This is a genomic window from Ohessyouella blattaphilus (genome assembly GCF_024721265.1).
GTDB lineage: Bacteria > Bacillota > Clostridia > Lachnospirales > Lachnospiraceae > Aequitasia > Aequitasia blattaphilus_A.
On sequence record NZ_JAMXOC010000026.1, the window covers coordinates 22,916 to 45,226 of the forward strand.

Annotated in this window: 21 protein-coding genes and 3 riboswitches; of the genes, 20 read left to right on the plus strand and 1 reads right to left on the minus strand. The window is 45.2% G+C overall.

Features of this window, described 5'->3' with window-relative positions:
- Nucleotide 1: 1 nt before the first annotated feature.
- The 13 genes from glgA (at nt 2) to NHH16_RS13415 (ending at nt 15,524) form a co-directional block, all read left to right on the plus strand.
- Nucleotides 2–1,441 carry a glycogen synthase GlgA gene (gene glgA / locus NHH16_RS13355; RefSeq protein WP_262070110.1) on the plus strand — a complete coding sequence of 480 codons (1,440 nt, stop codon included), beginning with the start codon at nt 2–4 and terminating at the stop codon, nt 1,439–1,441.
- Nucleotides 1,442–1,444: 3 nt separating this feature from the next.
- The gene (locus tag NHH16_RS13360; protein ID WP_262070111.1) at nt 1,445–2,113 is read left to right on the plus strand and encodes a vitamin B12 dependent-methionine synthase activation domain-containing protein; all 669 of its coding nucleotides are present in this window, start codon (nt 1,445–1,447) and stop codon (nt 2,111–2,113) included.
- Nucleotides 2,114–2,132: 19 nt separating this feature from the next.
- Nucleotides 2,133–4,523, plus strand: a complete 2,391-nt coding sequence (locus NHH16_RS13365; protein ID WP_262070112.1) for a homocysteine S-methyltransferase family protein — start codon at nt 2,133–2,135, stop codon at nt 4,521–4,523.
- Between the two features lie 3 nt (nt 4,524–4,526).
- Complete coding sequence (locus NHH16_RS13370) at nt 4,527–6,038, plus strand: 4Fe-4S dicluster domain-containing protein (RefSeq protein ID WP_262070113.1); 1,512 nt, start codon at nt 4,527–4,529, stop codon at nt 6,036–6,038.
- Between the two features lie 43 nt (nt 6,039–6,081).
- Nucleotides 6,082–6,181, plus strand: a riboswitch (TPP riboswitch).
- Nucleotides 6,182–6,317: 136 nt separating this feature from the next.
- Entirely contained in the window at nt 6,318–7,634 is a 1,317-nt protein-coding gene (gene thiC / locus NHH16_RS13375; RefSeq protein ID WP_262070114.1) for a phosphomethylpyrimidine synthase ThiC, read from the plus strand.
- Nucleotides 7,631–8,452, plus strand: coding sequence for a bifunctional hydroxymethylpyrimidine kinase/phosphomethylpyrimidine kinase (gene thiD, locus NHH16_RS13380; RefSeq protein WP_262070115.1), 822 nt, complete (start codon nt 7,631–7,633; stop codon nt 8,450–8,452). Before thiC ends, thiD begins: the two co-directional genes overlap by 4 nt.
- Nucleotides 8,452–8,967, plus strand: a complete 516-nt coding sequence (gene thiW / locus NHH16_RS13385; protein WP_262070116.1) for an energy coupling factor transporter S component ThiW — start codon at nt 8,452–8,454, stop codon at nt 8,965–8,967. Before thiD ends, thiW begins: the two co-directional genes overlap by 1 nt.
- On the plus strand, nt 8,940–9,404 hold the full coding sequence (locus NHH16_RS13390; RefSeq protein WP_262070117.1) for a hydroxyethylthiazole kinase: 465 nt from the start codon (nt 8,940–8,942) through the stop codon (nt 9,402–9,404). Before thiW ends, NHH16_RS13390 begins: the two co-directional genes overlap by 28 nt.
- Complete coding sequence (thiE, locus tag NHH16_RS13395) at nt 9,349–10,047, plus strand: thiamine phosphate synthase (RefSeq protein ID WP_316043942.1); 699 nt, start codon at nt 9,349–9,351, stop codon at nt 10,045–10,047. Before NHH16_RS13390 ends, thiE begins: the two co-directional genes overlap by 56 nt.
- 55 nt (nt 10,048–10,102) lie before the next feature.
- Nucleotides 10,103–12,742: an alanine--tRNA ligase gene (gene alaS, locus NHH16_RS13400; protein ID WP_262070118.1), complete on the plus strand. Its 2,640-nt coding sequence runs from the start codon at nt 10,103–10,105 to the stop codon at nt 12,740–12,742.
- A 74-nt stretch (nt 12,743–12,816) separates the two neighbouring features.
- Nucleotides 12,817–12,922, plus strand: a riboswitch (glycine riboswitch).
- A 3-nt stretch (nt 12,923–12,925) separates the two neighbouring features.
- A riboswitch (glycine riboswitch) is annotated at nt 12,926–12,986 on the plus strand.
- Nucleotides 12,987–13,111: 125 nt separating this feature from the next.
- Nucleotides 13,112–14,476, plus strand: coding sequence for an APC family permease (locus NHH16_RS13405; RefSeq protein WP_262070119.1), 1,365 nt, complete (start codon nt 13,112–13,114; stop codon nt 14,474–14,476).
- A gap of 91 nt (nt 14,477–14,567) precedes the next feature.
- A complete protein-coding gene (rpsU, locus tag NHH16_RS13410) occupies nt 14,568–14,744 on the plus strand; it encodes a 30S ribosomal protein S21 (RefSeq protein WP_006864570.1) in 177 nt (58 codons plus the stop codon).
- A gap of 72 nt (nt 14,745–14,816) precedes the next feature.
- The gene (locus NHH16_RS13415; protein ID WP_262070120.1) at nt 14,817–15,524 is read left to right on the plus strand and encodes an HAD family hydrolase; all 708 of its coding nucleotides are present in this window, start codon (nt 14,817–14,819) and stop codon (nt 15,522–15,524) included.
- Nucleotides 15,525–15,530: 6 nt separating this feature from the next.
- On the opposite strand, the gene NHH16_RS13420 is transcribed toward NHH16_RS13415, so the two are convergent.
- On the minus strand, nt 15,531–16,109 hold the full coding sequence (locus NHH16_RS13420; protein WP_262070121.1) for a Maf family protein: 579 nt from the start codon (nt 16,107–16,109) through the stop codon (nt 15,531–15,533).
- A gap of 130 nt (nt 16,110–16,239) precedes the next feature.
- On the opposite strand from NHH16_RS13420, the gene NHH16_RS13425 reads away from it, so the two are divergent.
- From NHH16_RS13425 to NHH16_RS13455, 7 genes are all read left to right on the plus strand, one after another.
- Complete coding sequence (locus NHH16_RS13425) at nt 16,240–16,779, plus strand: prolyl-tRNA synthetase associated domain-containing protein (protein WP_262070122.1); 540 nt, start codon at nt 16,240–16,242, stop codon at nt 16,777–16,779.
- Nucleotides 16,780–16,790: 11 nt separating this feature from the next.
- Nucleotides 16,791–17,420, plus strand: a complete 630-nt coding sequence (locus tag NHH16_RS13430; RefSeq protein ID WP_262070123.1) for a pentapeptide repeat-containing protein — start codon at nt 16,791–16,793, stop codon at nt 17,418–17,420.
- A 10-nt stretch (nt 17,421–17,430) separates the two neighbouring features.
- A complete protein-coding gene (locus NHH16_RS13435; RefSeq protein ID WP_262070124.1) occupies nt 17,431–18,324 on the plus strand; it encodes a metallophosphoesterase in 894 nt (297 codons plus the stop codon).
- Between the two features lie 14 nt (nt 18,325–18,338).
- The gene (locus tag NHH16_RS13440) at nt 18,339–19,088 is read left to right on the plus strand and encodes a segregation and condensation protein A (RefSeq protein WP_262070125.1); all 750 of its coding nucleotides are present in this window, start codon (nt 18,339–18,341) and stop codon (nt 19,086–19,088) included.
- 7 nt (nt 19,089–19,095) lie between these two features.
- Nucleotides 19,096–19,671, plus strand: coding sequence for an SMC-Scp complex subunit ScpB (scpB, locus tag NHH16_RS13445; protein ID WP_262070126.1), 576 nt, complete (start codon nt 19,096–19,098; stop codon nt 19,669–19,671).
- Nucleotides 19,672–19,683: 12 nt separating this feature from the next.
- The gene (locus NHH16_RS13450) at nt 19,684–20,145 is read left to right on the plus strand and encodes a YbaK/EbsC family protein (RefSeq protein ID WP_262070127.1); all 462 of its coding nucleotides are present in this window, start codon (nt 19,684–19,686) and stop codon (nt 20,143–20,145) included.
- A gap of 120 nt (nt 20,146–20,265) precedes the next feature.
- Nucleotides 20,266–22,251: a 2-isopropylmalate synthase gene (locus tag NHH16_RS13455; RefSeq protein ID WP_262070128.1), complete on the plus strand. Its 1,986-nt coding sequence runs from the start codon at nt 20,266–20,268 to the stop codon at nt 22,249–22,251.
- The last annotated feature ends 60 nt before the right edge of the window (nt 22,252–22,311 follow it).

Genomic DNA, 22,311 nt, shown 5'->3' on the forward strand with positions numbered 1-22,311 from the left:
TATGAAGAAAAAAGTATTATTTGTGGCGTCGGAATCGGTGCCTTTTATCAAGACGGGAGGACTAGCAGATGTGGTTGGCTCCCTGCCAAAGTGCTTCAATAAAAAAGAGTTCGACGTAAGAGTAGTGTTGCCTAATTATACCTGTATTGATGAGAAGTGGCGCAGTAAGTTTAAGTTTATTACTCACTTTTATATGGATCTGAATTGGCGCAAACAGTACGTGGGTATTCTTGAGTATAAATATGAAGGGATTACGTATTACTTTTTAGATAACGAATTCTATTTTTCGGGACCGACTCCTTACGGTCAAATCTATGAGGATATTGAAAAGTTTGCCTTCTTCTCTAAGGCGGTTTTAAGCGCGATTCCCGTTATTGATTTCCGGCCGGATATTATTCACTGCCACGACTGGCAAAGCGGTTTGGTACCGGTGTATCTCGATAATTTCCGCTATGGAGATGAGTACTTCCGGGGAATTAAGACGGTAATGACGATTCACAACCTTAAGTTCCAAGGAATTTGGGATACGAAGAAGGTTAAGGATATTACCGGTTTACCGGCGTACTACTTTGCCCCGGATAAGATGGAAGCATATAACGATGCCAATTACCTAAAGGGCGGAATCGTCTATGCTGATAAGGTGACCACAGTTAGTAATTCTTACGCTAAAGAAATTCAGATGCCTTTCTACGGCGAGCGCTTAGACGGCTTAATGCGGGCCAGGAGTGGTGATCTAGTGGGAATCGTCAACGGCATCGACTATGAAGTGTATAATCCGGAAATGGATAAAAGCTTAGCCAAAAACTTTTCTCCTAGTACCTTTAGAAAAGATAAGGTTAAGAATAAGCTGGCCCTCCAAAAGGAACTAGGTCTACCGGAAGACGGGAAGGTGATGATGATTGGTATCGTCTCCCGCTTGACGGATCAAAAGGGCTTTGATTTAATTGAACACGTGATGGATGAATTATGTAACGATCACATTCAATTAGTGATTCTAGGGACCGGGGACGAGAAGTATGAAAATATGTTCCGTCACTATGCATGGAAGTATCCCGAGAAAGTGGCGGCAAACATCTTCTATTCAGAGGAGTTATCTCACCGGATTTACGGTTCTTGCGACGCCTTTTTGATGCCATCCCTCTTTGAACCTTGTGGCCTCTCTCAGCTAATGAGTCTGCGCTATGGTACGGTGCCGATCGTTCGCCAAACGGGTGGTCTAATCGATACGGTAGATCCTTATAACGAATACGAAAAAACCGGGACAGGGTTTGCCTTCCTTAATTACAACGCCCACGAGATGCTGGCGACGATTCGTTACGGCGAAATGACGTATTACGATAAAAAGCGGCAGTGGAATTTAATTGTAGAACGAGGAATGAAGCAAGACTTCTCCTGGGAACAGTCGGCAAAGCAGTATAAAGATTTATATGAAAGCTTATAAATAATGACGAAATTAGATTTTAATAACCAGCGCCTATTCCGGGAAACGAAACGGTACTTAGGCTATCAAAAGGGTGAAGCCACAACAGCGGTAGCAGAGCTTATTAAGGATGCCTTGCAGGAAGTGACTGAAGTTGCAAAACCGCGTTTTAGTAATCGGTGCTTTCCCTTAGTGGTAGATAGCGAAACCGTGACTTTTGGCTCGGTCAGCACGAAAAGTGCGGCCTTAGCGGAGAACTTAAAAGGTTGTCAGGAAATTCTCGTTATAGCTTGCACGCTGGGAACGGGTATTGATTTACTAATCAGGCGTTATAGCTCAGGCGACATGGCTAGGGTGGTGGTTTTGCAGGCGGCCAGCGCAGCTGTCTTAGAGGCGTATTTAGATGAATATAATGAGGAATTAAAGACCGAGTACGCCAAGAGTCAAAAGCATTTGCGTCCTCGGTTTTCCCCTGGCTATGGGGATTTTGACCTAGATAGCCAAGGGATGATTCTTAGGTTAGTAGAGGCAGCGAAAACCATTGGCCTAACCCTAACCGATGGTGGGATGCTAACTCCGACGAAGTCGGTGACCGCCGTTATCGGGATTGGCGATGAAAAATTAGAATGTGAACGTACCGGGTGTATGAATTGCACCAAGACGGATTGTACGTATCGAAAAGATGGGTGCTAAGATTAAGAAAGGATAAGACATGAGTTTACAGGAGAAGATTGGGCGTGAGCTGCTGTTTTTTGATGGCGGCATGGGGACACTCCTGCAAGAGAGAGGACTACAACCTGGGGAATTGCCGGAATTATGGAATACCACAAACCCCTCAGCGATTATTGAGATTCATAAGCGTTATTTAGACGTTGGTAGTGATATTATCTTGACCAATACCTTTGGGGCAAATGCGCTTAAGTTCCACAATGCCCAGATTAGCCTGAAAGAGGTAGTTACGGCGGCAATTAATAATGGGAAAGCGGCGATTGCCTCAGCAACCACACGGGAGGCTCCGCGTTACCTTGCACTAGATATTGGCCCTACGGGAAAGCTTTTAGAGCCCATGGGCGATTTATCTTTTGACCGGGCCTATGATGTCTTTAAAGAGGTGGTAGAGTTTGGGGTGGAAAACGGTGTGGATTTGATTCACATCGAAACTATGAGTGATACGTATGAAGTGAAGGCGGCGGTGCTTGCCGCTAAAGAGAACAGTGACTTGCCTGTCTTTGCAACGATGATTTTTGATGAGGAAGGGAAGCTTCTTACCGGCGGTGATGTGGCCAGTGTTATCGCTCTCTTAGAAGGACTGGGAGTGGATGCCTTAGGAATCAACTGCGGGCTTGGGCCAGCGGGAATGCTGCCGATTTTAGAAGAGCTACAGAAGCTTTCTTCCTTACCGTTAGTGGTGAAACCAAATGCTGGTCTGCCAAAACAACGAGGCGGGAAAGTCTATTACGATGTGGAACCAGCAGAATTTGCTCAGCTAATGAAAGAAGTTGTAGAAAAAGGCGGCCATATTATCGGCGGTTGTTGCGGAACTACACCAGAGCATGTAGAAGCGATGATTAACCTTTGTCGTAATCTGCCGGTAAATCCCGTTACGCTAAAGGAAGAGACCATTGTTTCGGCCTATGGAAAGGGGCTTGTGTTCACCGAGAAACCACTGATTATCGGCGAGAGGATCAACCCCACGGGAAAGCCAAAGTTTAAACAGGCCCTGAAAGAGCACAACCTAGAATATATTCTGAAAGAAGGATTAGCAGAAGAAGAGGCAGGTGCTCATATTTTGGATGTGAATGTGGGGCTGCCAGATATCGATGAAAAGGCGATGATGGTGGAAGTAGTCAAAGAGCTCCAGGGAGTGACCAATCTACCGCTACAAATTGACACGGTGGATACGAGTGCCATGGAAGCCGCCATGCGGATTTATAACGGGAAACCGCTGATTAATTCAGTCAACGGTAAGCGCTCTTCAATGGACAGCGTCTTTCCCCTGATCAAAAAATATGGTGGTACCGTAATCGGACTGACGCTAGACGAGGACGGAATTCCCGAGACGGTTGAAAAGAGAGTAGAGATTGCCGGAAAAATCATTGGTGAAGCGGCGAAGTACGGTATTCATAAAAAGGATATTATCATTGACGTTTTGTGCATGACCGTGAGTGCTGAGCAAGAAGGTGCGAAGATTACGTTAGCAGCCCTTAAAGAGGTAAAAGAGCGTTTCGGAGTACGGACGACTTTAGGGGTTTCTAATATTTCCTTTGGTCTACCGGGGCGCCCCTTAGTTAATGCTACTTTTTATACCATGGCTTTACAGAATGGCTTAAGCTGTGGCATTATTAATCCTAGCGCGAAGAGTATGATGGATGCTTATTACGCTTACTGCGCGTTAATGAATTTCGATGAGAACTGTGAGAATTATATCGGTTATATGAGTGGGGTTAAAGAAGAGCAGGTAAGTGGCGGGATGACCCTTAAATACGCCATTGAAAAGGGCCTGAAAAGCGAAGCAAGAGAACTGACGCTGGCGGCGCTTAAAGAAGGCCGGAAGCCACTAGAGCTAATTGATGTAGAGTTAATGCCAGCTCTTGATGTGGTAGGACAAGGCTTTGAAGACAAGACCCTGTATCTGCCTCAGCTTTTAATGAGTGCCGATGCGGCGAAGCTCTCCTTTGCCGTTATCAGAGAAGCCCTTAGTAGTGCAGGAGCCAGCGAAGAGGAGCGCCCGAAAGTGATTGTGGCGACGGTGAAGGGCGATATTCACGATATCGGGAAAAATATTGTGAAGGTGCTTTTAGAAAACTACGGTTTCCAAGTGATAGATCTAGGCAAAGACGTGCCCCCAGAAAAAGTGGTGGCCGCGTGTCTAGAAGAGCAGGTCGGTCTCGTTGGCTTAAGTGCGTTAATGACTACTACGGTTGCCAGTATGGAAGAAACGATAAAACAACTAAGAAAGGCCGCTCCAGCTACCAAGATCATGGTAGGCGGTGCGGTGTTAAACCAAGAGTATGCCGATATGATTGGCGCCGATTTTTATGGAAAAGACGCCATGCAATCGGTAAATTATGCAAAAGAAGTACACACATCAAGGAGGAGCTAAAAAATGGTCAGAGGCTTAGACACCACAGTTAAACAAATCAGAAGAAAAGTATTTAAATCCGTAGCAATCTTGGGGCTAGATCCTAATGAGGAAACGCTGGTAAAACGAATAGAAGAGTTACCCTATGAATTGGTTCCTGAAGACAATAAGACGTATCGTGAAAGTATCTACCGTGCTCGTGCCATCATTCGAGAGCGCCTTCGCTTAGCCATGGGACTTTCTCTACGCCCTGAAGACAAAGCTGTTCACCTAACCCAAGGCTTGGAAGCGAGTAATGTGGCCGATAAATATTATGAGCCGCCGCTTATGCAGGTAATCCCTTCGGCATGTGAAAGCTGCGAAGATAATAAATACGAAGTTAGCAATATGTGTAAAGGGTGCCTAGCTCATCCCTGCGTGGAAGTATGTCCAAAGAATGCGATTGAAATGATTAATGGCAAATCCTATATTCATCAAGACAAGTGTATTAAATGCGGAAAATGTAAGGCTGTCTGCCCCTACGATGCAATCGTTAAGAAAGTGCGCCCCTGTAAGGAAGCCTGTGGCGTAAATGCGATTGTAAATGATAAACTAGGAAGGGCCTATATTGATAATGAGAAGTGTGTATCTTGCGGAATGTGTATGGTGAATTGTCCCTTCGGCGCAATTTCTGACAAGTCGCAAATCTTCCAACTAATGAGAGCGCTAGGTGAAGGCGGGGAAGTTATTGCCGAGGTAGCGCCAGCCTTCGTCGGTCAATTAGGCAATAACGTTTCTTCGAAGAATTTTAAGGCCGCTTTAATGGAATTAGGCTTTAAAGAATGTTACGAAGTCGCTCTAGGCGCTGATATCGGTGCTATTGCTGAGGCTCATCACTATGTGGAAAAAGTGACGACAGGAGAGTTGCCGTTTCTATTAACCTCTTGCTGTCCTTCTTGGGCAATGTTAGCAAAAAAATATTTCCCGGATTTATCTTCCCAAGTGTCCCAGGAGTTAACGCCAATGGTTGCCACCGCCCGCTCAATTAAAAAAGAGCATCCTCAGGCAAAAGTAGTGTTCATCGGACCTTGTGCGGCTAAAAAATTAGAAGCCATGCGAAAAAGTGTTCGTAGTGACGTGGATTTCGTCATAACTTTTGAAGAGCTTCAGGCTATGCTTGATGCGAAAGGAATCGAAGTAACTGCCAAGGAGACGGAGCATTCTTTTCATGATGCCACCGGTGTTGGCCGAAGCTACGCCGTCGCCGGCGGAGTTGCTGATTCCATCAAACAGTGTGTGGACGCCTATTATCCAGGCACGGAAGTGAAGATAGAAAAAGCGCAAGGATTAGCGGACTGTAAAAAGATTTTAGCACTGGCAAAAGCAGGAAGATTAGATGGTTGCTTGATTGAAGGTATGGGCTGTCCAGGCGGCTGTGTGGCTGGGGCTGGTACCGTCATTCCGATTCCTAAGGCGATGAAAAATGTTGAGGAGATAGTTAAGATATCATCAAAAAAACTTCCGGCCAAAGAATTAAAAGAGATCGAACTTAACTAGTGACAAATAGATAGGAATTTGCTATACTGTCACTGTAATTGCATAACGTATATAGGGGTGCTTTAACCGGCTGAGATGGTGTAAACCGAACCCTTGAACCTGATGCGGGTAATGCCGTCGTAGGAAAGAAAAGAACGCGTAGCGCTTTTTCATTATTCTAAATAGTGAAAAGGCGCTTTTTATATTCGCAAGCGGAATCCTCTCTTAAAAGATGTCGCGCATACGTACTCAGGCTCAGAGAACGTGTGCGTGACTATTTTTTTGGAAAGGAAAGAGAAAATGAATTATCACACCCAAATGGAAGCAGCACGAAAAGGAATTATTACCAAGGAATTAGCGGCAGTGGCAAAAGAGGAGAATCTAGTGCCAGAGGAGTTGCGACAATTAGTGGCTAAAGGAGAGGTGGCGATCCCTTGCAATGTTAATCACGTGGCTCTAAAACCTAAGGGAATCGGCAAGGCTTTGAAGACGAAAATCAATGTGAATCTTGGAACGTCAAAAGATCTAGTGTCTCTAGATAGCGAAGTGGCTAAAGTAAAAGCGGCAGAAGAGATGGGCGCCGATGCCATTATGGATCTTAGTACCTATGGTGACACCCAGTCCTTTAGAAAGCGGCTAAGCCAGGAGTGCGGAGCGGTTCTGGGAACAGTACCTATTTATGACGCCTTGGTTTATTACAATAAGGCCTTAAAAGACATTACTGCTAAAGAATGGTTAGCCGTTGCCGAAATGCACGGTCAGGACGGCATTGATTTCCTGACGATTCACGCTGGCCTTAACCGCGCCAATGCCGAGAAGTTTAAAGCGCGCAGAGGGCGACTGACGAACGTGGTCTCCCGGGGCGGATCTTTAATGTTTGCCTGGATGGAGATGACCGGAGAAGAGAATCCCTTCTACGAGTATTTCGATGAACTTTTAGAAATCTGTCGCCGCTATGATATTACTCTTAGTCTTGGGGATGCTCTGCGCCCAGGCTCGCTCCACGATGCTACCGACGGCATGCAGATTGAAGAACTGATCACCCTTGGCGACTTGACGAAAAGGGCCTGGGAAAAGGATGTACAGGTAATCATTGAAGGACCAGGTCACATGCCAATGGACCAGATCGAGGCCAATATGAAGATTCAGGAAAGTCTTTGCCATGGTGCGCCTTTTTACGTGCTAGGGCCGCTAGTGACCGATGTGGCACCGGGATACGATCATATTACGGCGGCGATAGGCGGGGCGTTAGCCGCCTGGAAGGGTGCCTCCTTTCTCTGTTACGTAACCCCAGCGGAACACCTGCGCTTACCGGATGTAGATGATGTGAAAGAAGGGATTGTAGCCTCTAAAATAGCCGCTCATGCCGCAGATTTGGCGAAAGGCTTACAGGGAGCCAGGTCTTGGGATGATGCCATGAGTAAAGCCCGTCAAGAGGTAAACTGGGAGCAGATGTTTGCTTTAGCTCTTGATCCTGTAAAAGCAAGAAGCTATCACGAGAGTGCGCCTCCAGAGGTAGAGAATACCTGTAGCATGTGCGGAAATATGTGTGCTATGAAAAATATGAACGATATCTTAAATGGCAAAGAGGTGTGGATTGGTGGTGAGAACAGATGAGTAAGACATTAAAAAAAGTGCTAACAATCGCTGGCTCAGATTGCAGTGGCGGGGCCGGAATCCAAGCGGATTTAAAGACTATGTGTGCCCACCGGGTCTACGGAATGAGTGTAATTACTAGCGTTACGGTTCAGAATACCCAGAAGGTATACGCGGCTCAGGATATCGATCCCGAGATTGTAACAGGCCAAATCCGCGCGGTCTATGAGGATATTCAAGTGGACGCAGTAAAAATCGGGATGGTTTCTAATGTCCAGATTATTCAGGCGATTAAAGAGGAACTTTTGCGCCAAAAGGCAAAAAACATCGTGCTTGATCCGGTGATGATTTCGAAAAGCGGTTTTAGTCTTTTAAAAGAAGAAGCCATAGCGGCGATGAGTGAGCTTCTCCAGATTGCGGATATTGTTACCCCTAATATCCCAGAGGCTGAGCTTTTAAGCGGTATTAAAATCAAGGGGCCAAAAGAGATGGAGCGCTCCGCTAGAGTAATCAGTGAAAGAGGCGCAGCGGCTGTCCTAATAAAAGGCGGGCACCTGCCAGGTAGCGCGCTAGATATCTTTTGTTATAAGGGACAGTTTTATCCCTTTGAAAGTCCGAAAATCCCAGGGAAAAACACCCATGGCACCGGGTGTACTTTATCGGCAGCCATTGCTAGTAACCTAGCTAAGGGTCTAATGCCGGTAGAGGCTATTAAGCAGGCAAAAGCTTACGTTGGGCAAGGGATTAAGGACGGGCTAGCCATTGGTCACGGTGTCGGTCCCCTGGGGCATTTAAATGAAATTTACCGACAACTTGAGAGAATAGAGGAGAGTAGATAATGAAGACAGCAGTGAGAAATAAAGTGGTCTTAAAGACGACAATATTGGCTTTTTTAGTAGCCTTAGGATACGTTCTATCGCCGATTTTGCGGATTCCTGGCATGGCACCAATGCAGCATTTTATTAACGTATTGGCGGCTGTTCTCCTTGGTCCCTGGTATAGCTTTGCTTGCGCGTTATTAATCGCGCTTTTGCGAATGACCTTTATGGGAATTAACTTACTGGCCGTCTCGGGAGCGATTATTGGACCTATTTTCGCAGGACTGCTCTATAAAAAGACAGGAAAGCTCTTTGCCGCCGTGCTAGGGGAAATTTTCGGGACAGGCATTATCGGCGCATTAATTTCGGGACCGATTATGAAGTATATCTACGGCTTCCCGGATATTAAGTGGTATACCTACTTACCGTCTTTTCTACTAGGAACGATTATCGGCGGTAGCGTAGCTTATCTATTATTGATTGCTTTTAAGAAAAGGGGGGTATTATCGTGGATGGAACAATTTTGCAAAGAGTAAAAGTTGCTTCGCCTTTAATCCACTGTTTAAGCGGCAGTGTGACCTCCTTATTTCTTGCCGATAGTCTTTTAGCAATTGGCGCAAGGCCGATTATGGCGTGTGACCCGAGAGAAGTGGGGGAGATAACGAAAACAGCGGCCGCTCTCCTGATTAATCTAGGGACGATTACTGGGGAGTCTCAGGAGAGCATGAGAATTGCTGTGGAGAAAGCAAAAGAAGAGCAGATTCCCTATGTTTTAGACTGTGTCGGCATAGGTTGTAGCACCTTGCGCCGAGAATTTGTCCAGGAGCTCATTAAACTATATCCTCCGGCAGTACTGAAAGGAAACCGGGGAGAAATCATGGCGCTCTTAGATAAAGACCACCGGACCTCTGGTATCGATAGCACCACGGAACTGGCTCTGTCACCGAGAGGCCCTCTTAAGTGCATTAACTAGGGAGACAAGCGAAAAAGCCTTTGACTTAAAACTCTATTTAGTTACCAATAGCGATAAACTTAGCGAAGAGGAATTTTTAAGTCAGGTAGAAGGGGCACTTAAAGGCGGGGTGACCTTTTGTCAGCTGCGGGAGAAGGATAAAACCGATGAAGAGGTGTTAGCTCTTGGGAAAAAGGTAAAGGAGTTAACCGACTTTTACGGGGTGCCCTTAGTGATTGATGACCGGGTTCAGGTAGCCAAAGCCTTAGACTGCGCTGGGGTTCATCTAGGAGCCATGGATGATGACTTAGAAGAAGCGCGAAAGGTATTAGGGCCAGGAAAGATTATTGGCGCTACGGCGAAAACGGTGGCGGTAGCGCTAGCGGCGAAAGCCAAAGGAGCCGATTATCTAGGTGTGGGGGCGATCTACCCCACAAAGACGAAGGTGATAACTAAGAGAACAGAAGTGGCTACATTAAACGCCATTAGTCTAGAAGCGAAGCTACCGATTGTGGCTATCGGCGGCTTAAAGGAAGGCAATCTGGAGATTTTAAAAGGCTCTAGAGCCCAGGGGATCGCTGTTGTAAGTGAACTGATGGAAGCAGATGATCCAGGGGCAAAGGCAGGTAGGTTAGTGAAGAAAGTAACGGACCTCCTTCGTTGACAGACGGGAATCCCTCCTTTATAATTAATGGTTAGAACCAAAGAGGAGATAATTTATGAAAAAATACGGTGTTAACGAATTAAGACAGATGTTTTTAGAGTATTTTGAGAGCAAGGGACATTTGGCGATGAAAAGCTTTTCCTTAGTGCCTCATAACGACAAGAGTTTATTGCTGATAAATTCCGGGATGGCGCCTTTAAAGCCATATTTTACAGGACAGGAGGTACCACCTTCCAAACGGGTGGTTACCTGTCAGAAGTGTATCCGGACAGGGGATATTGAAAACGTAGGTAAGACTGCTCGTCACGGAACCTTCTTTGAAATGCTAGGGAATTTTTCCTTTGGCGACTATTTCAAAGAAGAGTCTTTGGCTTGGACGTGGGAATTTTTAACAGAAGTGGTAGGCCTTGACGGCGACCGCCTATATCCATCGGTTTACCTAGATGATGATGAAGCTTGGGAAATCTGGAATAAGCAAATCGGTATTCCGGCGGAGAAAATCTTCCGTTTTGGAAAAGAGGATAACTTCTGGGAGCACGGTGCCGGACCTTGTGGACCGTGTTCGGAGGTGTATTACGACCGGGGTGAAAAGTACGGCTGTGGCAAAGAAGATTGTACCGTTGGCTGTGACTGTGACCGCTATATGGAGATTTGGAACAACGTCTTCACCCAGTTTGAGAACGATGGCAATAATAATTATACCGAACTAGATCAAAAGAATATTGATACCGGGATGGGGCTAGAGCGTTTGGCCTGTGTGGTTCAAGACGTGGATTCGATGTTTGACGTGGATACGATTAAGGCTCTGAGAGAGGCTGTTTCTAACTTAGCAGACAAAGAGTACGGCGTGGACGATGCCACCGATGTTTCGATTCGCGTGATTACCGACCATATTCGCTCAGTGACCTTTATGATTTCCGACGGTATTATGCCTTCTAACGAAGGCCGGGGCTACGTTCTTAGAAGACTTCTCAGGCGGGCTTGTCGTCACGGCAGACTTTTGGGCATTGACGGTGAGTTCTTAGTAGGACTAGCTGATGATGTAATTAAGGGCTCTAAAGACGGATACCCAGAATTAGAAGAAAAACGGGCCTTTATTGAAAAAGTAGTAGCTCAGGAAGAAGAAAAATTCAATAAGACCATTGACAAAGGCCTGAATATCTTAATGGAGATGGAGCGCGAGATGGTGGCGGCAGGAAAGAAAGTGCTTTCCGGTGAAAACGCTTTTAAGCTCTATGATACCTACGGCTTCCCTATCGACTTAACCATTGAGATTTTGGAAGAAAAAGGTTTAAGGGTGGATCAAGAAGGCTTTGCCGAGGCGATGGAGGCATCGAAGAAAATCGCTCGGGAAAGCTGGAAATCTACGAACTACATGGGTGCGGATGCCACTGTGTATTTGGAACTTGATCCGAAGATGGAAGCGAGCTTCGTCGGTTATGACCACTTGGAATTTGATAGTGAGATTCTAGTGTTGACGACCGAAGAAGCGCTAGTTGAGACATTAAAAGAAGGACAAAACGGGACGATTTTTGTTAAGGAGACGCCTTTTTATGCCACCAGCGGTGGACAAGAGGCTGACCGGGGCGTTATCACTTACGGGGATAGCGAGTTTGTTATCGACGATGTGATTAAGGTACTTGGAGATAAAATTGCTCATATCGGTCACGTGACCAAGGGCGAGTTTAATGTGGGCGAAATAGCTACTTTGCAGGTGGATAAAGAGCGCCGGGAGCTAACGGCGAGAAACCACAGTACCACTCACTTGCTTCACAAAGCCTTAAGGATGACTTTAGGCGATCACGTTGAGCAAGCCGGTTCTTTTGTGGACTCGGAGCGCTTACGCTTTGACTTTACCCACTTTGAGGCGATGACAAAAGCAGAGATTAAGAAGGTAGAAGAGATCGTCAATAGAGAAATTGCCGCCGACTTACCAGTTAGTGTGGAACTAATGCCGATCGAAGAGGCGAAGAAGACCGGGGCTGCCGCTCTATTCGGTGAAAAGTACGGTGATGTGGTTCGCGTAGTCAGCATGGGTAACTTCTCAAGAGAACTCTGCGGCGGAACTCACGTTAAGAATACGGGCTCGATTATGGCCTTTAAGATCGTTTCGGAGACTTCCGTTGCGGCAGGGGTGAGAAGAATCGAAGCCATTACTTCAAAAGGCTTATTCGCTTACTACAACCGTTTGGAGAACACCCTTTCAGAAATTGCCGGCAAGGCCAAAACCACTCCCGATAAGCTAGAGGAAAGAGTGGAAAATCTCCTTAAGGAGAATAAGGCTTTAAGTAGTGAAGTGGAAAGCTTAAAGAGCAAGTTGGCTAAGGATTCCATGGGTGATGTAAGTGAAAAGATAGAAAGAATTGGCGATTTTGCCTTTATTGCAACAGCAGTAGAAGGCATTGACATGAACGGACTTAGGGATTTAGGAGATCAGCTGAAGACGAAAGTGGGAAGCGGTATGGTGGTCCTTGCATCTAAGAACGGCGACAAGGTCAATCTGATTGCTATGGCGACGGATGATGCGATTAAAGGCGGTGCTCACGCCGGAAATCTGATTAAGGAAGTAGCACCCATGGTTGGCGGCGGTGGCGGTGGACGCCCGAATATGGCCCAAGCTGGCGGTAAAAATCCCGATAAGATAAGTGAAGCCATGGCGAAAGCCAAAGAAGTCTTTACTGCGCAGGTGGTCTAGAATTGTATAAAAAATAACTATGGTTGACGAGAGACTTTTCATCAATTAAACTAAAGGTAATTAAAGACGGACAGTTGAAATAGTAGGGAGATTTCCGAAAAATATGGAAAACCGATGAAGCAATTGTAAGACCGCCTAGTCTTACGAGAATCTTTCAGGTAAGTGTACCTATTATGGATGTAACTCTGGAGAGAATCCGTAGGGATTCACCGACGAAGTAATGCTTTCAGGTAAACAGACAGAGGATACGGCACGTGATTTGCGTGTGTGTATCCTCTGTTTTTACGTAAAAGCATACACCGAAGGCGCAAGAATTTGCCAAGCGCAAATTCTATTTAAGAAAGTGAGTTCAGAAAGTGAGGTTAATTGATGGAAAACAAAAAGGAGCTAAAAAAGAATTTAGGTGTTTTTGCAGCCCTTGCCACCGTGGTAGGTTCGGTCATCGGTTCCGGTGTATTTTTCAAACCCCAAGCGATTTACGCAGCGACCGGTGGGGCGCCAGGACTAGGAATGATCGCTTGGATTGTGGCTGGGGTGGCAAGTATTGCCGGAGCGCTTACATTTGCCGAGGTGGCGATTATGATTCCTAAGACCGGTGGTATGGTTGCGTATCTAAAAGAGATTTACAACCCGCTGGTGGGATTTTTGGCGGGCTGGATTCAGACGCTGATTTTTTACCCGGCGATGATTTCGGCGCTAGCGGTAGCGTGTGCGACGCAGGCGTCGCTATTTATCGGTGAAGGGTTTGTAGTGCCGGTGGCTATTGGAGTAATTATCTCTATCATTTTTTTAAATAACCTAGGGTCAAAGGTTGGCGGAGCCGTTCAGATTATCTTTACTGTCTGTAAGCTGATTCCCCTCTTTATCCTGATGATCTTCGGTTTTGCCCGGGGTGGTGGCGGAAATCCTGTGTTTACGCCCATGGTTGGCGAAGGTCTTAATCCGGCCATCGTTCTGGGATCCTTAATGGTTTCTATTCTTTTTGCCTTTGAAGGCTGGACCAATGTGGGGGCAATTGCCGGCGAGATGAAACGTCCGGGAAAAGATTTACCCATAGCTATAGTGGGCGGAGTATCGGTCATTATGGCGGTCTATTTCGTGATTAATCTTGCCTATTTGCAAGTACTACCCTCCAGTGAGCTTGCAAATCTAGCAGCACCTGCGTCCGCGGTAGCAATCGCTATCTTTGGGGACGTGGGTGGCAAGATTATCTCCATTGGCATTATGATTTCCGTATACGGTGCCTGCAATGGTTTTATTCTATCGGGTTCGCGAGTAGCGTACTCCCTTGCTAAAGAAGGAGAGATTCCCTTTAGCAGAGTTTTCTCTAAGCTTAATAAGGCTCAGGTACCTTCTAATTCTATCTATCTAGTAGGTGGCATCGGTGCTCTTTACGCTGTTTCTGGACAGTTTAATCTGCTAACGGATGTAGCCGTTTTTGCCAGTTGGACCTTCTATACGCTGACCTTCTTAGGTGTAATGAAGCTTAGAAAGGATCAGCCGGAGGCCGTGCGTACTTATAGAGTGCCCCTTTATCCGGTGGTGCCCATCGTCGCAGTAATTAGTGGTATTTACGTGATTATCAGTCGCGTCTTTTTATCGGGCTTACAGGCTACTCTTTTATCAATTGCGAGCATGACGGTAACCTTGATTGGGGTCCCGGTATATTACGCAACAAGGAACGGTAAGAAAGGAAAAACATTAAAAAGCAAAAAGAGCATTGACGTAGCGTGAAAATATGATATAATTCTAATAGTGCAAAAAAAATACCCAAACAGTCGTATTACGCACAATATAGGACTGGAGGGAGGTTAGGTGTGAGTCTATGTCAAATGTAATAGTTAAAGAAAACGAAACGTTAGACAGCGCTCTACGCAGATTCAAAAGAAACTGTGCTAAAGCGGGGATCCAACAAGAGATTCGTAAAAGAGAACATTACGAGAAGCCAAGCGTAAGACGTAAGAAAAAGTCTGAAGCGGCTAGAAAACGTAAATTCAATTAATAAACACAATGTTTATCGAAAGGAGTTTCCTATGGAAACTCCTTTTTACTTCACTTTTATAGGAGATGAGAGATGAAAAATACCATTTTATTTGATCTTGATGGGACGCTACTTCCCTTTGATCAAGGTGATTTTATCACTAGTTATTTTAGCAAGCTTACAAGTCATCTAGCGAGAGAAAAGGCCTGTGATCAGGAAATGCTGACCAAGGTTATCTGGGCAGGGACGAAAGCGATCGTGGAAAACGATGGCAGTATGTCTAATAGAGAGCGTTTTTTTCAAACCTTTGTAGAACTTACAGGGTGGGATATTAGCGAATGGGAAGCGTTGTTTTTGGATTTCTATCAAGGGGAGTTTGATCAGGTGAAGGAAGTGTTAGGGGATTCTTATGGCCAGGAACAAATGCTTCAGGATTTGCGGTACCGTGGTTTTTCGTTAGTCTTAGCGACGGCGCCTTTATTTCCAGAGACGGCGGTATCCACTAGACTATCCTGGATTGGTCTGGGAATCGATGATTTTGATTACGTAACTACATATGAGAACTCGACGTACTGTAAACCTAGCACTGCCTACTATAGAGAAGTGCTAGAAAAGATTGGCAAACGCCCGGAAGACTGCCTGATGATTGGCAATAACATCCGGGAGGATATGGTGGCGGAAGCCTTGGGAATTAAGACGTTTCTCGTAAATGAATATCTGGAGAATCCGGAAAAGGCAGATCCTAGCGTTTATCAAAACGGCAATTTTGAAGAGTTAAAAATCTTTTTGCAAAATTTATAAGGAGCGTTAAAGAAGCTTGGCTTTTAACAACTCGTTATACAGGCGACCGATGGGCAAGCCCACCACATTGGTGTACTCTCCCTTAATGCTTCTTACGTGTTTGCCAAAGCCGCTTTGGATTCCGTAGGAACCGGCTTTATCAAGAGGGTCACCGCTTTCGATATAGGCTTTAATATCAAAGCGGTCCACAGGATAGAAGGTGACATCGGTTTTTTCGAAAAAGGTCAAGAGTTTTTCTTGGCCATTTTTTTTGTAACAAAGGGCGATGCCGGTGTAGACCTGATGAGTGCGGTTCTGTAGCATCAGCAGCATGCTGGTAGCGTCGTCTTTATCTTCCGGCTTTCCTAGCACCTCGCCCTCATAGTAGACGATGGTATCGGCACCGATGATGCAGTAATTATCAGCAAGAACTAGGCTTTCGTTTACTTTAAGGGCTTTTTCCTTGGCCAAACAGGTGACGATTTCCCCAGGCTTTTCGGCAGTGATGGTTTCTTCGGTATCGGCGGGCATAATCGTAAAATCAAGGCCCATTTCGGTTAAAAGCTCTGCCCTTCTAGGAGAGGCAGAAGCGAGAATGTATTTCATACGGATAACCTCCAAGAGTATCTTATGCTTCCAGACGATTTTATCACAAAAACTAGATATGGTAAAATCTTTGCAAGAGCGCCTAAATATAGTATAATAGAAAAGATAAATTTGATAGGAGTAGATGGCTATGTATATTAGTGAAATTAGAACGAAAGCTCCTCGCGATGGCGAACGGACAGAGCTTGAACTTAAGATGTATGACGCTTTAGAAAAAATAGGAATTCCCTATGAGCACGTAGATAACGATCCAGCTCACACCATGGAAGAATGTGCGGAAGTGGATGCGGTTATCGGCTGTGAAATTCGCAAAAGCGTATTTCTTTGCAACCAGAAGAAGACCAGCTTTTTCTTACTGGTGATGCCAGCGAATAAGGCCTTTGATACCGGTGCCTTTAGTAAGAAATTGGGGGTTTCTCATATGTCTTTTGCGGCTCCTGAGTATATGCTGGAGCATTTGGGGACAACGCCAGGCTCGGCTTCCGTAGCCGGTATTCTCTGTGACTTGGATGACTACGTTCAGGTGATTATTGATAAAGAGGTGGCAGATGAAGAGTACTTTGCTTGTAATCCGGGTATCAATACTAGTCATTTGAAGTTTAAGACAGAAGATTTGTTGAAGAAATTTTTACCAAAGAATCATCACCGTCCTAGGATTGTAAACTTATAGAGGGCATTTCCATGGTTAGAGAATATGTAAGCGAAGACTTTAGCGGGAAAGATTTTTCTAAAGAAAATTTAGCCAAGGTGGTCTTTCGCAGTTGTGACCTGCAAGACGCTAATTTTACAGAGGCGAATCTCGACAATACGCTATTTCTCGATAGCCCTTTAAAGGGGGCTTGTTTTCGTCAGGCTTCGATGGTGGGAGCTACGATTCGCGATAATGATTTGAGTGGCTGTGACTTATCAGGGGCGAATCTATATTCAGCGGTGCTAGAAGGTACGGCAGTAGAGACGGTGATTACCGATGACAAGACCCAGTGGTTTCATATGCACTGCCCGGAAACAGGTGCTTTCTTAGGGTATAAGAAATGTGTCTACGACCGTCTGGTGCAACTGCTTATCCCAGCAGATGCTAGGCGAACCTCGGCGACGTATCCATCTTGTCGCTGTGATAAAGCCAAGGTTTTGACGATTAAAAGCTTCGACTATAAAGAAAGCTATGAAGAGGCCTGGTCCTTGGTGGATGAGAATTTTGTCTACCGGGTCGGTGAGTGGGTAAGCGTGCCTGATTTTAATCCGGATCGCTTTATGGACTCCACCACAGGTATTCATTTTTGGATGACTAGGGAAGAGGCAAAGAATTACTAGAGGAGACTGTATGAAGATAGCAATAGCCTTAGTGTTACTGATTGTATTGCTAATGGCAATTTTGGAAATTAGAAGAGAGTTGCGGATTTTTCAAGTTACTCATTACCTCATTGCATCGCCCAAATTAAACACCTTTTCTGGAGAGCGTAAAATCGTCTTTTTAAGCGACCTTCACGACCAGCAATACGGGAAGCATAACGCCGAGCTTTTAAACGCTATCAAAAAGGAGGAGCCGTGGCTTATCTTAATCGGTGGCGATATGATGATTAGCAAAGAGGGGAAGAATTTTGAGTTGGCGCGGGAATTTGTCGCCCAGCTACCAGCCATTGCCCCGGTTTACTACGCCAATGGCAATCACGAACAAAGGGTAAAAGAATTCCCGAAGCGCTACCAGATGGATTTTACTTTGTATCGTCAGGAGCTAGAAGCATTGGGGGTGATTTTTTTGGAAAACGAAACGGTGACTCTTGAGAAGGATCAGGTTCGTATCCAGCTTACCGGTCTGGAGATTCCGGTGGAAAATTATCAGCATCTACGGATGCCGCCGCTAGCCCTTTCAGAGATTGAAGAGCGAATTGGTCAGGCAAAAGACGGATACAATATTCTTTTGGCCCATAATCCAGCTTATGTGGAGGTGTACAAGGACTGGGGAGCGGATTTGATTCTCTCTGGTCATTTTCATGGAGGGATTATTCGTATTCCCGGAATGCGCGGTTTGATTATTCCCGGCTTTGGCAAGTATAAGCGCTATTCTGGCAGTGTGTATCTCGATGGGGATAAGCGGATTGTGGTTAGTCGCGGTCTGGGGAACCACACGGTTAAGCTGCGACTATTTAATAAGGCCGAGGTGATTACTTTACATCTACAGGGCAAAGAAGGTATAATGGACAAAGTGAAAAATTAGGAGAGAGGTTAAGTATGGGTATTCCGGTTAAATTGGAAGCTTTTGAAGGTCCCTTGGATCTTCTTTTGCACCTAATCGATAAAAATAAAATTGATATCTACGATATTCCGATTGTGGAGATTACCAGTCAATATATGGAGTATATCGCGGCGATGGAACAGGATGACTTAAACGTGATGAGTGAATTCCTGGTAATGGCGGCCACGCTTCTCGACATTAAGTGCCGGATGCTTCTACCGAAAGAAGTTAACGAAGAAGGCGAGGAGGAAGATCCCCGAGCAGAACTGGTAGAAAAGCTTCTAGAATATAAGATGTACAAGTTGATGGGGCTAGAGCTTAGAGATAAGCAGGTGGACGGAGAGCTACTGTGGTTCAAAGAGCCTTCGATTCCGGAGGAAGTCTCTAAGTACCAGCAACCGGTGGATTTAGACCTACTATTAGGAGATTTGACTCTGTCTCGCTTAAGTGAAGTCTTTCAGGATGTGATCAAAAAGCAGGCCGGTAAGATTGACCCAGTGAGAAGCCAGTTTGGCAAGATTGAAAAAGAAGAGGTAACGCTACCGGAGAAGCTTACGTATGTACGTAATTACGCCCGGACTTCCAAGCGTTTTAGTTTTCGTGAACTGCTAGAAAAGCAGAGTTCTAAGACTCAGATTGTGGTGACCTTTTTAGCGATTTTAGAGCTGATGAAGGATGGCACTATTGAGATAGAACAGACGAAAGCCTTTGATGATATTACTATTACAGCGAAAGAGGCGGCGTAAGAGGAGTATGGATTTGGAAATTAATAAATTAGAAAGTGCGATAGAAGCCATTTTATTTACCATGGGGGATTCTGTTGAGCTAGGAAAGATTGCCTATGCTATCGGCCATGACGATGAAACTACGAGAAAGCTGATTCATCAGCTGATGGATAAATACGATCAAGAAGACAGGGGAATTCGGGTCATTGAACTAGAGAATTCCTATCAAATGTGTACCAAGAAGGAAATGTACGACTATTTGATTCGTGTAGCTAAGCAACCGAAGAAATACGCTTTAACGGATGTGCTTTTAGAGACCCTCTCGATTATCGCCTATAAACAACCGGTAACGAAGTTAGATATTGAGAAGATTCGCGGGGTTAAGACGGATCATGCGGTGAATAAGCTTGTAGAATACGAATTGGTGTGTGAGAAGGGGCGTTTAGATGCTCCAGGAAGACCGATTTTATTTGGCACCACCGAAGAGTTCTTGCGGAAGTTTAGTATTCACTCGATTGAAGATTTGCCGACCATTGAGGCCGAAGAGGTGGAGACGCTTAAAACCCAAGCAGAAGAAGAGATTCAGCTGAAATTAGATTTGTAAGAGGATATTAGTATGTCAGTAGAAAAAGTAAAGGCCTATCTCGCGAGATTTGGGGTAGAGAATCAGGTGATTGAAAAGGAACAATCGTCAGCTACGGTTGAGCTGGCGGCCCAGGCTCTCGGAGTAGAACCAGCCCGAATTGCCAAAAGCTTGACCTTTAATAATGACGAAAGAGTAATCTTGATCGTTATGGCAGGTGATTGCAAAACCGATAATAAGAAATTCCGTGATACTTTTGGTTTTAAGCCCCGGATGTTAAAGCTAGAAGAAGTGGAAGAGAAGGTGGGCTATGCCGCTGGCGGAGTGTGCCCCTTTGGGGTAAATGAAGGGGTGGATGTCTATCTGGACCGCTCCCTAGAGCGCTTTGAGACCGTATTTCCCGCCGCCGGTAGCGGCAACTCGATGATTGAGCTCTCTCTAGAACAATTAAGTCAATATGGGTGCGCCAAAGGCTTTGTTGACGTATCGAAATAAAAAACATCAAGAAAAGTGAAGAAATATCACTTTTCTTTTTTTGTCTTCTATGTTACCATTAGGAAGATAAAATAAAACAACCTAATTGATGTAATTAGGCAATGAGAATGGGGATAGGTTATGAAGAATTTTGTTAAGTATCAAAAAATGTATTATATGCCACCGAAGGTAACGTATGATTGGGTGAGCAAAGATGCTATAGATAAAGCGCCGATTTGGTGCAGCGTAGACTTAAGAGACGGCAATCAAGCTTTGATTGAGCCCATGAGTCTAGAAGAGAAGCTAGAGTTCTTTGATTTGCTAGTGGATATTGGCTTTAAAGAGATCGAAGTCGGTTTTCCGGCGGCGTCAGAGACCGAGTTTATGTTTATGCGGGCCCTAATCGAGCAGAATCACATTCCCGAGGACGTGACCATTCAAGTACTTACTCAGGCTCGTGATCATATTATTCGCAGAACCTTTGAAGCGATTAAAGGTGCGCCTCACGCGGTAGTTCACGTCTATAATTCCACCTCTTTAGCTCAGAGAGAGCAGGTGTTTAAAAAGAACATGGCTCAGGTTAAAGAAATTGCCATTAAAGGGGCGAAGCTGTTAAAAGACCTAGCGGAAAAGACCGATGGGAACTTTACCTTTGAATATTCGCCAGAAAGTTTCTCCGGTACGGAGATGGAATACGCTTTAGAAGTTTGCAATGCGGTTATCGATATCTGGGAGCCCAACGAAAGTAATAAGTGCATTATCAATTTGCCCACGACGGTGGAAAATGCGATGCCTCATACCTTTGCTACCCAGCTAGAGTATATGCATAAAAATTTAAATAGTCGTGAGAATATTATTTTGAGCATTCATCCTCATAATGACCGAGGAACTGGGGTGGCGACAGCAGAGCTAGGAATGCTTGCAGGGGCTGACCGGATTGAAGGGACGCTTTTTGGTAACGGTGAGCGTACTGGTAATGTGGACATTATCACATTAGCACTTAATATGTTCTCCCAGGGCGTTAATCCGGGACTTGATTTTTCAAATATGTCTTACATTCGAGAAAAGTATGAACGGTTAACGAGAATGCACGTCTACGAACGGCAACCGTATGCCGGCGATTTGGTCTTTACCGCCTTTTCTGGGTCTCACCAGGATGCTATTGCGAAGGGCATGACATACCGGGAAGAGCGAGGTGAAGAGAAGTGGACGGTTCCTTATCTGCCAATTGACCCCCAGGATATCGGTAGACGTTACGATTCGGATGTTATCCGTATTAATAGCCAATCGGGTAAAGGTGGCGTAAGCTACATCTTGAAGCAGTCCTATGGTATCAATGTGCCAGAGAAGATGCGGGAAGAGGTGGGCTATCTGGTAAAGGATGTCTCGGATAAGGCTCACAAAGAATTAACGCCAGCCTTGGTTTACCAAATTTTCTCAGAAAATTATGTGAATACCAAACCGATTTTCCATGTGGATGAATACCATATTCGCAGAGGCGATAGCACCTTTGCCGATGTGAAGATTTCCCGGGGCGAAGAGGTGAATACCGTAACAGCTATGGGTAATGGACGTCTTGACGCCGTTAGTAATGCCATTAAGCAATACTTTAATGTGAACTACGAGCTTTCCTTTTATGAGGAACACTCCTTAACCACCGGTTCGTCTTCCCAAGCGGTGGCATACGTTGGTATTCAGCTAGAGAAGAAAACGTACTGGGGTGTCGGCATCGATCAAGATATTATCACGGCATCGATAGAAGCACTGACTGTGGCAGTTAATAAGCTAGAGGCGCTAGCAAAGCAGGATTATATAACGGATAAACGGATGATTGAAATCCGCAATCACATCCAACTAAACTATGCGGATATTAGCCTTGACGACTTAGCTCAGGCCTTCTATCTATCGAAACCGTATCTGTCGAAGTATATTAAAGAAAAATCTGGTATGACTTTTGGTGACCTAGTTAAAACTATTCGCATGAAGAAAGCAAAAGAGCTCCTAAAAAACAGTAGCTCCACCGTTGAATATATTTCACAATCGGTAGGTTACCCAAATGTAGAGCACTTTAACCGCCTCTTCAAGAAAGAGTATCAGCTAACACCTTTGCAATATCGCAATAAATAGTTAAAATCGAGTAGGAGGCGGTGACTAACCGCCGTCCTCTCACAGCACCGTACGTACCGT

Excerpts from the sequence above, each read along its gene's own strand:
- NHH16_RS13370 (WP_262070113.1), top strand. The coding sequence starts at position 4,527 with ATGGTCAGAGGCTTAGACACCACAGTTAAACAAATCAGAAGAAAAGTA.
- thiD (WP_262070115.1), top strand. The coding sequence starts at position 7,631 with ATGAGTAAGACATTAAAAAAAGTGCTAACAATCGCTGGCTCAGATTGC.
- alaS (WP_262070118.1), top strand. The coding sequence starts at position 10,103 with ATGAAAAAATACGGTGTTAACGAATTAAGACAGATGTTTTTAGAGTAT.
- NHH16_RS13405 (WP_262070119.1), top strand. The coding sequence starts at position 13,112 with ATGGAAAACAAAAAGGAGCTAAAAAAGAATTTAGGTGTTTTTGCAGCC.
- NHH16_RS13415 (WP_262070120.1), top strand. The coding sequence starts at position 14,817 with ATGAAAAATACCATTTTATTTGATCTTGATGGGACGCTACTTCCCTTT.
- NHH16_RS13440 (WP_262070125.1), top strand. The coding sequence starts at position 18,339 with ATGGGTATTCCGGTTAAATTGGAAGCTTTTGAAGGTCCCTTGGATCTT.
- NHH16_RS13420 (WP_262070121.1), bottom strand. The coding sequence starts at position 16,109 with ATGAAATACATTCTCGCTTCTGCCTCTCCTAGAAGGGCAGAGCTTTTA.
- NHH16_RS13435 (WP_262070124.1), top strand. The coding sequence starts at position 17,431 with ATGAAGATAGCAATAGCCTTAGTGTTACTGATTGTATTGCTAATGGCA.
- NHH16_RS13360 (WP_262070111.1), top strand. The coding sequence starts at position 1,445 with ATGACGAAATTAGATTTTAATAACCAGCGCCTATTCCGGGAAACGAAA.
- NHH16_RS13455 (WP_262070128.1), top strand. The coding sequence starts at position 20,266 with ATGAAGAATTTTGTTAAGTATCAAAAAATGTATTATATGCCACCGAAG.
- rpsU (WP_006864570.1), top strand. The coding sequence starts at position 14,568 with ATGTCAAATGTAATAGTTAAAGAAAACGAAACGTTAGACAGCGCTCTA.
- NHH16_RS13425 (WP_262070122.1), top strand. The coding sequence starts at position 16,240 with ATGTATATTAGTGAAATTAGAACGAAAGCTCCTCGCGATGGCGAACGG.
- NHH16_RS13450 (WP_262070127.1), top strand. The coding sequence starts at position 19,684 with ATGTCAGTAGAAAAAGTAAAGGCCTATCTCGCGAGATTTGGGGTAGAG.
- thiC (WP_262070114.1), top strand. The coding sequence starts at position 6,318 with ATGAATTATCACACCCAAATGGAAGCAGCACGAAAAGGAATTATTACC.
- thiW (WP_262070116.1), top strand. The coding sequence starts at position 8,452 with ATGAAGACAGCAGTGAGAAATAAAGTGGTCTTAAAGACGACAATATTG.
- NHH16_RS13430 (WP_262070123.1), top strand. The coding sequence starts at position 16,791 with ATGGTTAGAGAATATGTAAGCGAAGACTTTAGCGGGAAAGATTTTTCT.
- scpB (WP_262070126.1), top strand. The coding sequence starts at position 19,096 with ATGGATTTGGAAATTAATAAATTAGAAAGTGCGATAGAAGCCATTTTA.
- glgA (WP_262070110.1), top strand. The coding sequence starts at position 2 with ATGAAGAAAAAAGTATTATTTGTGGCGTCGGAATCGGTGCCTTTTATC.
- NHH16_RS13365 (WP_262070112.1), top strand. The coding sequence starts at position 2,133 with ATGAGTTTACAGGAGAAGATTGGGCGTGAGCTGCTGTTTTTTGATGGC.